Genomic DNA, 6,944 nt, shown 5'->3' on the forward strand with positions numbered 1-6,944 from the left:
GCCACCGCCTGCGGCGACGCGATCGCGCTGGCCGGCGGCGCCTACCGCGGCACCGGCACGATCATCCCGCACCGCCGCCGACCGGCTGGCACCTGCCGCCAGCCGAGTTACGAGACAGCCTCGAGCCAGGGGGGCGTCCTTTCAGGACCCGATCACCCACGCCTGGCACGACCTGGCCTGGACGGGCATGCCCTCGGTCGGGCAGATGCCGGCCTTCGCGGACGCGCGGGTCCGCGACCTCCTCAAGAAGGCAGCCGCCTGCGGGATGAAACCGAAGACCGACGCCGAGCTGCTGCCGGTCCTCCTGGAACTGATCGGTTCCAAGATCCCGGTGAGCCGGTGGCCGACCCGGATGAAGAAGTCCCAACGCACCGAGCACGCCCGCGAAGTCCTGCAGGCCGAGGCCGCAGCGGCCGACCGGCCGGCCCCGACGCCGGAGAAGCCAGCGGTGGTTCCCGACACCCCAGCACCGGCGACTTCGGACGGCGGGGCTGTGCTGCAGTGGCCGCTGCGGGCCCGGCAGTCCCGCGACAGCCTCGACGCCGAGCGCCGCCGCGGACGTGAGGCTGCCGTCTCCGCCGCCCCCAAGCCCCCGCCCCCGCTGGGGCCAGCTTCCGTGAACGCAACGTGTTCCTCCTGCCCGAGGACGATGACCAGGAGGAGCCCGGTGACGGACCGGCCAGCAACGGGTGAGAGCCCGATCGTCCCGTTCCTGCGGGTGGGGCCGCCGCCGGACCGCACCACTTGGGAGGGCTGGCAGCAGTGGCGGCGGATCCGATCTGGCGGGACGTCACCGCTGTTCTGATACGACCGGACGCCCGGATCACCTGGGCCAGCACCGACACCGACCCGCAGCGCCGGGCAGCGGACTGCCTCACCGCCCTGCGTACCCTGTGCCGCTGGGCGCGCTCGGTGAGCCCACCCGCCGGACCCACTCGGCGCCCCTCTCGCACAAGACCGACCCAGCCGCCGCCCGCACGAGCCTGCGCCGCATGATCCACGACGGGAACAGGCACCGATAGACGAAGCCGGACCGTACGACGATGCCACCTGCCCGGCGTGCCGCGAAGTTCGCGGCACGCCGAGAGCCGTTCCGTCGTGGCTCTGCGATCAGCGCCAGTGGAGGCCGAGCGCGGCGAGCGCGGCCAGCTGGTCCTCGCTGAGTTTGGCCCGGCGGGTCTTGGTGTCGGAGATCCACGCCCCGAGCGCCTACGTCGAGTCGGCCCGCGTCGAACGGGCCCGCTACCGGCTGGAGAGCACCGACGAGACGCTCGAACGCATCGCGTCCACCTGCGGGTTCGGGACCACCGACACGCTCGTGCGGGTGTTCCGCCGCCAGCTCGGCATGACGCCGACGGAGTACCGGCGCCGGTTGCGGACCGTCCGGGGGTGAACGGACGGCGGACGCCCGCGGTCCGGGGACCGCGGGCGTCCTGGGTACCTCAGTGGTGCCGCGTCAGCGGCGGGCGCCCCGACGGCGGGCGATCACCAGCGCGCCCCCGCCGACGGCGAGCAGCGCGGCCCCACCAGCGCCGTAGACGATCATCTGGCTGCTGTTGCCACCCGTGCTGGCCAGGGTGCTGGCCGGCGTGGTCGAGACCGGATTGGCGGTCGGCTTGCCGACCGGGCCGGTCGTGTCCGCCGGGGCGGACGGCGCCGGCACGGCCGGGGCGGTCGACGGGGTGCCGCTGGACGGCGTCCCGGTGGTGGCCGGCGCCGACGGCTTGGCGGTGGTGGAGGGCGAGGCGGTGGCCGTCGCGGTGGCGGTGGCCGAGGGCGTCGTCGTGGCGGTGGGCGTCCCGGTCGGGTGCGGGGTCGCGGTGGCCGTGGGCGACGCCGAGGAGGTCGGCACCGGGACGGTCGGCGTGCCGGTCGGGGTCGGCACGCAGGCCTTGCCGCCGTTCCAGGCCGAGATCAGGTTGTCCGGGAAGACACCGTCCGGGTACCTCGGCGCGGGGTTGGCGACGCCGTCGAACTTCTTGTCGCCGTTGTACAGGTCGATCTGGCCGTAGCACTTCGGCAGGTGGGCGGAGACGTCCAGGGTCGCCTGGCGGTTCCCGCTGCGCAGCGTCGTGGTCGCCCAGCCGAGGAAGGTCTGCTTGCCCGAGGTGGCCCAGGTCGGCCCCTCGGTGTCGTAGGAGGCCAGCGAGACCCGGTAGTCGCAGCCGTCCACGACGTCGCCGACCAGGCGGACCTGGATGACGCCGTGCGGCTGGGACATCCGGCCGTCGGAGATCCAGCCCTTGCCGCCGTCGACGGAGAACTGGACGCCGACGGTGCCGCACCCGTGCTGGGCCTGGGCCTGGGCGGTGCCGGCGGTGAGCAGCGGAGCGCCGACGGCTATGCCGAGGGCGGCGAGGGCCGGAAGGCTCCGGCGCAGGAGTTGGTGCACGAGGAAGCTCCCTAGGGGTTGTACACGGTTCGGGTGGGACTCACCGTCCCCCGGTGGCGATCCGGACGGACCGTCACCGGAACTGAGCGGACGTGAAACCGTGACCGTACCCGATGGCCCGGCAGCCCCGGCCCCCAGGGCGTCACCCGGAGGATGTTGGAGCGGATCGACCTGTGGGGCGACGACGCCAGCCAGGCCGACGACGACCAGGACGACGGTTCCGCCTCGCGGGGCGAAACCGCAGACGCCGGCGAGGACCAGGAGCAGCCCGTCCCGGCGGGGCCGGCCGCCGCTGAACCGGCCCCGCCGGTCGTGCTCCCCCCCCGCCAGCAGGACGACGACCCGCTGCGCCCGCCGCCGGAGCCGTACCTGCGCGGCCTGGGCCGCTACGACCTGATCCGCAACGCCGGAACACTCCTCGGTTCCGGCTGGGACTTGGTCGGCTGGAGCCGGGCCCCCGGCCTGTTCTACGTCCGCAAGGACGGCCGCGCGCTCGGCTGGATCGAGCACGGAGCCGGCCGCGTGAACGGCTGGGCCGTCCTGGTCGAGGGCACCTTCCTCGTCGACTCCAACGCCCCCGACCGCCCGCTCGCCTGCGACACCGCCCTGCTCGTCCGCCAGGCCCTGCACCACGTCCGCATCCCGGCCGCCGTTCTGGAGATCGACGCCGTCGGCCTCGTTGTGACTGTTCGCCGTGGACGGCCAGAGTTTTCATGACAGTTGGCCAGGGTGTACGCGCGGCGTCGAACCGGTGAGGGAGGGTCGGAGTCACACCGGAAGGGGCAAGTGGGTGGGTCAGAAGGGCAGTGTGGCAAGCCATTCGGTCAGGAGCTGGTTGACCTCAGCGGGGCGTTCCTGCTGGATCCAGTGGCCGCAGCCGTCGAGGAGGTGGGAGGAGGTCAGCCCGGGCAGTGTGGTGGGGTAAGCGTTGATCGCGTCGGCCAGCCACGTGGTGGAGGCGTCCCGGGTGCCGCCGATGAACAGGGACGGCAGGGTGATGGGGGCACCGTCGAAGGCGGCGAGGTCCTCCCAGTCCCGGTCCATGTTCCGGTAGCGGTTCAGCGCCCCGGTCATACCGGTCCGTTCGAACTCCCCGGCGTAGACGTCGAGGTCGCTCTCGCTGAGCCACGCGGGCAGTGGACCGGACGGGAAGCGCTCACGCAGCGTGCCGCCTTCGGCGATGAAGTGCGGGTCGGGAGCGCCGGGTGCGGGCATGGTGTCGGCCGACAGGGCGGCGTAGAAGCCCGCGAGCCAGCCGCGGACATCGGGTTCGATCTCGGCCTCGGCTCGGCCGGGCTGTTGGAAGTAGGAGACGTAGAACTCCTCGTCTCCGCCCAGCCGGGCGAAGATCTCGCTGGGCCGCGGCCCGCCTCGCGGCGTGTAGGGGACACTGAGCAGTCCCACTGCGCGGAACACCTGCGGGTGGAGCAGAACGCAGTTGGCGGCGATCGTCGCGCCCCAGTCGTGGCCGACGACCACCGCCGACTCCTCACCCAGGGCGCGCACCACCGCGACGTTGTCCTCGACCAAGTCGAGCATGCGGTAGGAGGCTGGGACCGCGGGTTTGGAGGAGCGGCCATAGCCGCGCACGTCGAGGGCGACCGCGCGGTAGCCCGCCGCGGCGAGGGCCGGGAGTTGGTGACGCCAGGAGTACCAGGACTCGGGGAAGCCGTGCACCAGCAGCACCAGCGGCCCGGTGCCCTGCTCCACCAGATGAATCCGGTGCCCTGGCGAGGAGATCAGTCGGTGCGTGAGCGCTGCGTCGTGCGGTGGCATGCGTCCTCCCGTGCTGTTGGTCCGGTGTGCGTCGGGAGCGGCCTCGTCTTGCCGCCCCACCTGCTCCAAGCCGATCTTGCGGGAGAACCCGCGAAAGGACGAGACAGTTTGCCGTTCCGGCAAAGCCGGCCGTGAGCATCCACAGGCCTGCTGCCGGCGTCACGGAGGGACAGTGGCTGGAGACCGCCAAGCTCGGAAGGGCTGGCCGACAAGCCGGGAAAGATTGACCAGTTGGCCTGCAAGTGTCCAGCTGCGAAGCAAAGGCACAGTTGCCTCGGAGGTTGCTCCTGAGGTTGTCCCGGAGGTCGCCTCGGAGTGACTCAGGACTCGCGGCCCGTGCTCAACTGGTAGACGCCCGGGGCCGTCTCGACGACTTCGCCGGGCCACGTCCGCCGGACCTGTGCCAGGCGTTCGTGGTGGTCGTTGATCCAGTTCTCCTCCGGATGGGCCCCGATCATGGTGATGAGGCGGTTCGGATCGTCGACCGTGATCGAGAGCCAGCCGTCCTCGTGCAGGTGGAACCCGAGGGTCAGCCCGCGGTCGCCGCCGATGCTGACGTCCCGCCCTGGAGCGAGGGCGGCCAGGTCCTGCTGCCATGCATCCAGGTCGTGCTGGGAGAGGAAGACATCCAGTCGGGCGTCGACGAAGCTCGCAGAGACGAGCACATCCGCGCGCAGGATGTCGTGGAATATCGGATCGCCAGGTTGGAAGCGCCCGGTGACCCTCACGATGCAACGGTTCCCGTCCGCGTCGGCAAGGTGGATCAGGTCCACCGGGGCAGGGCCGGTCATCTCGTCGCTCGCTCTCCTCGGCAGGCTTGCTTCACATCCTCTCCTGCCACCGGACGACCGGCGCAGCCAGCCCCAGCGCTACCGTCCTATTCGACCGGAACCACCCGGGCCTCTGCCCCAACTTGACGTCTTCGGCGTCCACGGCGGCTTGCTGCGCGGCCTGGGGCGGTGAGTCCGGCCGCCCCGGACGGGTCGGTCCGGGGCGGGTTCCGGGCGCCGGTTGCAGGTCGGCGGCCGGTTAGAACGTCCCGCCCGGGCCATTAAGTCCGCCCAGACGGGCCGCGCCCGCTGGCCCGCCTGAGTGTCAGGCCGTGGGCCACGCGCGGGGGCGGAGGCGTCTATCCGCGGTCCGGGTTGGTGATCTGGGTGCGGGCGCGGGCGAGCATCTCGTTGGCCTCGGTGAGGGCGCTTGCTGCCGTCGCTGGCTGGTAGTCCTGGTCGAGGTCGGCCTGGAGAATCAGCATGAGGGCGCGGGCCGTGTCGCTGGCGGCGTTGATCAGCTGGTTTTGGCCCTCGGTGGCATCGCGGAGGTAGCGCAGCTGTCCGGCGAGTTGGGAGACCTGCCAGTACCAGATGGTGGGCAGGTTGGCGGTCATCGCGGGCAGTATGGTCGCGCGGCTGGCGGTGATTTCGTCCAGGTCCGCGCCGCTGTTCAGCAGCTGGATCTCCGCCAGTGTGGCCTCGCTGGCCAGGGCGCCATAGGCGGCGGCCGCGAGGCTGGCCGTGCGCAGGGCGTGCTGGTCGGTCGCGGCATCGTAGGTACGGGCCGGGATGACGGGGTCGGCGGCGTGAAGGAGCCGCAGGATCTGGGAGAAGGTCTGTGCGTCGGGTGCGCTGTGGTCGGTCACGGGCGGCATTCCATAACGTCCGGGCGGTTGAGGTGTCTGCGGCGCGCGGCAGGCCATGCGTAGGCGTCCGAGCGGGTCAGGCGGTGCGTAGGCGTCCGAGCGGGTCAGGCGGTGCGTCGGAAGGCGAGGACGGCGTTGTGGCCGCCACCGAGCCCGTAGGAGTTGCTCAACGCCACGTCGCCGTCGGGCAGGGGTCGGAGCGTGCCGGTGACGATGTCGAGGGGGGTGTCGTCGTCGCGAGTGCGGCAGCCGATGGGCGGGGGGATGAGGCCGTGGTGGAAGGTCAGGACGGTGGCGACGGCCTCCAATCCGCCAGCTCGGTCAGCGGCTGGCCGCGGAGTGATCGGGCCGGAGGTCCGCCTTGCCCGTCATGGCCTTGCCGCGCGTCGAACGGCCCGGACGGGGGCCTGGCGGTTCAGGGCGTGCCACCTGGCACGAGCCCGCATGCCCGACCTGGGCCCGGCGGTGACCACCAGCACCGGGCCGGCTCGGGTGGGGGTGGGCGCGGCGGCCCTCGGGCTGGAGCAGGTATCCGGCCGGCCCAGCACCGGGTGCGCCACCGCCTGGCGGCGGGTCACGCTGGCGGTGGGGCCGTCGCACGCTGGCGGCGGCCGACCGGTCCGGCAGGAGGAGGCAGGAGGAGGGAGGACAGCGGTGGCCCGACCCTTGAGAAGGCACACGGCCGCGAGCCGCGTTCAGGCGACACCTTGATGCCGCCCGCTGCGCCCAGGCTGACCGGCTTCACCAGACACCGGGCGGCGCCGGGAGCCGTTGGGCCACTACGGGCTGGGCAGGACCCGGGGCGGTGATGCCCAGGGCGGTCGGCTCGTGGCCGGCTGTTGTCAGGCGTGGGTGTGCGGGACGGGTTTGCCGGTGACGGCGTCGGTCAGGGACCGGGTGCCGAGTGGCTGGTGCAGGACGGCTTTGAGCTGGGCGATGCCACCGTCCTCGCAACCGATTTCCGGCCCGGAGGCGTCGCGGCGTTTGAGCAGCAGTGTGACCTGCTCGCCGGTCTCCCGTGTCACCAGGTCGGGTTTGTAGTGAGCAATGCTCAGGACTTGTGGATCAGCTCCTGGGGGCGCGTGGAGGGCGTACCTTCCGGGTGATTGATCGAGAAGTCACCGAGTAGACCCGCGT

The 6,944-nt window shown here is 72.1% G+C and carries 8 protein-coding genes and 1 pseudogene; 3 read left to right on the top strand and 6 right to left on the bottom strand.

Annotated elements, in window-relative coordinates:
* Nucleotides 1-187: 187 nt before the first annotated feature.
* Nucleotides 188-805 (top strand): hypothetical protein, encoded by a 618-nt coding sequence (locus ACZ3UD_RS31055; protein WP_465595079.1) that lies wholly within the window; start codon nucleotides 188-190, stop codon nucleotides 803-805.
* A gap of 369 nt (nucleotides 806-1,174) precedes the next feature.
* Nucleotides 1,175-1,393 (top strand): annotated as a pseudogene (locus tag ACZ3UD_RS31060) (helix-turn-helix domain-containing protein); the annotation flags it as partial.
* 63 nt (nucleotides 1,394-1,456) lie between these two features.
* On the opposite strand, the gene ACZ3UD_RS31065 reads toward ACZ3UD_RS31060, so the two are convergent.
* A complete protein-coding gene (locus tag ACZ3UD_RS31065) occupies nucleotides 1,457-2,392 on the bottom strand; it encodes an LAETG motif-containing sortase-dependent surface protein (RefSeq protein ID WP_465595083.1) in 936 nt (311 codons plus the stop codon).
* A 153-nt stretch (nucleotides 2,393-2,545) separates the two neighbouring features.
* Here ACZ3UD_RS31065 and ACZ3UD_RS31070 point away from each other — a divergent pair, with 153 nt between their 5' ends.
* Nucleotides 2,546-3,109, top strand: coding sequence for a hypothetical protein (locus tag ACZ3UD_RS31070; protein ID WP_465595086.1), 564 nt, complete (start codon nucleotides 2,546-2,548; stop codon nucleotides 3,107-3,109).
* Nucleotides 3,110-3,187: 78 nt separating this feature from the next.
* On the opposite strand, the gene ACZ3UD_RS31075 is transcribed toward ACZ3UD_RS31070, so the two are convergent.
* From ACZ3UD_RS31075 to ACZ3UD_RS31095, 5 genes are all read right to left on the bottom strand, one after another.
* Complete coding sequence (locus ACZ3UD_RS31075) at nucleotides 3,188-4,168, bottom strand: alpha/beta fold hydrolase (RefSeq protein WP_465595089.1); 981 nt, start codon at nucleotides 4,166-4,168, stop codon at nucleotides 3,188-3,190.
* 320 nt (nucleotides 4,169-4,488) lie between these two features.
* Nucleotides 4,489-4,941 carry a DUF5959 family protein gene (locus ACZ3UD_RS31080; RefSeq protein ID WP_465595092.1) on the bottom strand — a complete coding sequence of 151 codons (453 nt, stop codon included), beginning with the start codon at nucleotides 4,939-4,941 and terminating at the stop codon, nucleotides 4,489-4,491.
* A gap of 356 nt (nucleotides 4,942-5,297) precedes the next feature.
* On the bottom strand, nucleotides 5,298-5,807 hold the full coding sequence (locus ACZ3UD_RS31085) for a hypothetical protein (RefSeq protein ID WP_465595095.1): 510 nt from the start codon (nucleotides 5,805-5,807) through the stop codon (nucleotides 5,298-5,300).
* A gap of 104 nt (nucleotides 5,808-5,911) precedes the next feature.
* On the bottom strand, nucleotides 5,912-6,115 hold the full coding sequence (locus ACZ3UD_RS31090) for a hypothetical protein (RefSeq protein WP_465595098.1): 204 nt from the start codon (nucleotides 6,113-6,115) through the stop codon (nucleotides 5,912-5,914).
* 534 nt (nucleotides 6,116-6,649) lie between these two features.
* Nucleotides 6,650-6,832, bottom strand: coding sequence for a hypothetical protein (locus ACZ3UD_RS31095; protein WP_465595101.1), 183 nt, complete (start codon nucleotides 6,830-6,832; stop codon nucleotides 6,650-6,652).
* Between the last annotated feature and the right edge of the window lie 112 nt (nucleotides 6,833-6,944).

The organism is Kitasatospora sp. NPDC023118 (genome assembly GCF_055560875.1).

What these genes read in the sequence shown, in the direction of transcription:
- ACZ3UD_RS31055 (WP_465595079.1), top strand. Translation starts at nt 188, where the DNA reads ATGCCCTCGGTCGGGCAGATGCCGGCCTTCGCGGACGCGCGGGTCCGC.
- ACZ3UD_RS31070 (WP_465595086.1), top strand. Translation starts at nt 2,546, where the DNA reads ATGTTGGAGCGGATCGACCTGTGGGGCGACGACGCCAGCCAGGCCGAC.
- ACZ3UD_RS31075 (WP_465595089.1), bottom strand. Translation starts at nt 4,168, where the DNA reads ATGCCACCGCACGACGCAGCGCTCACGCACCGACTGATCTCCTCGCCA.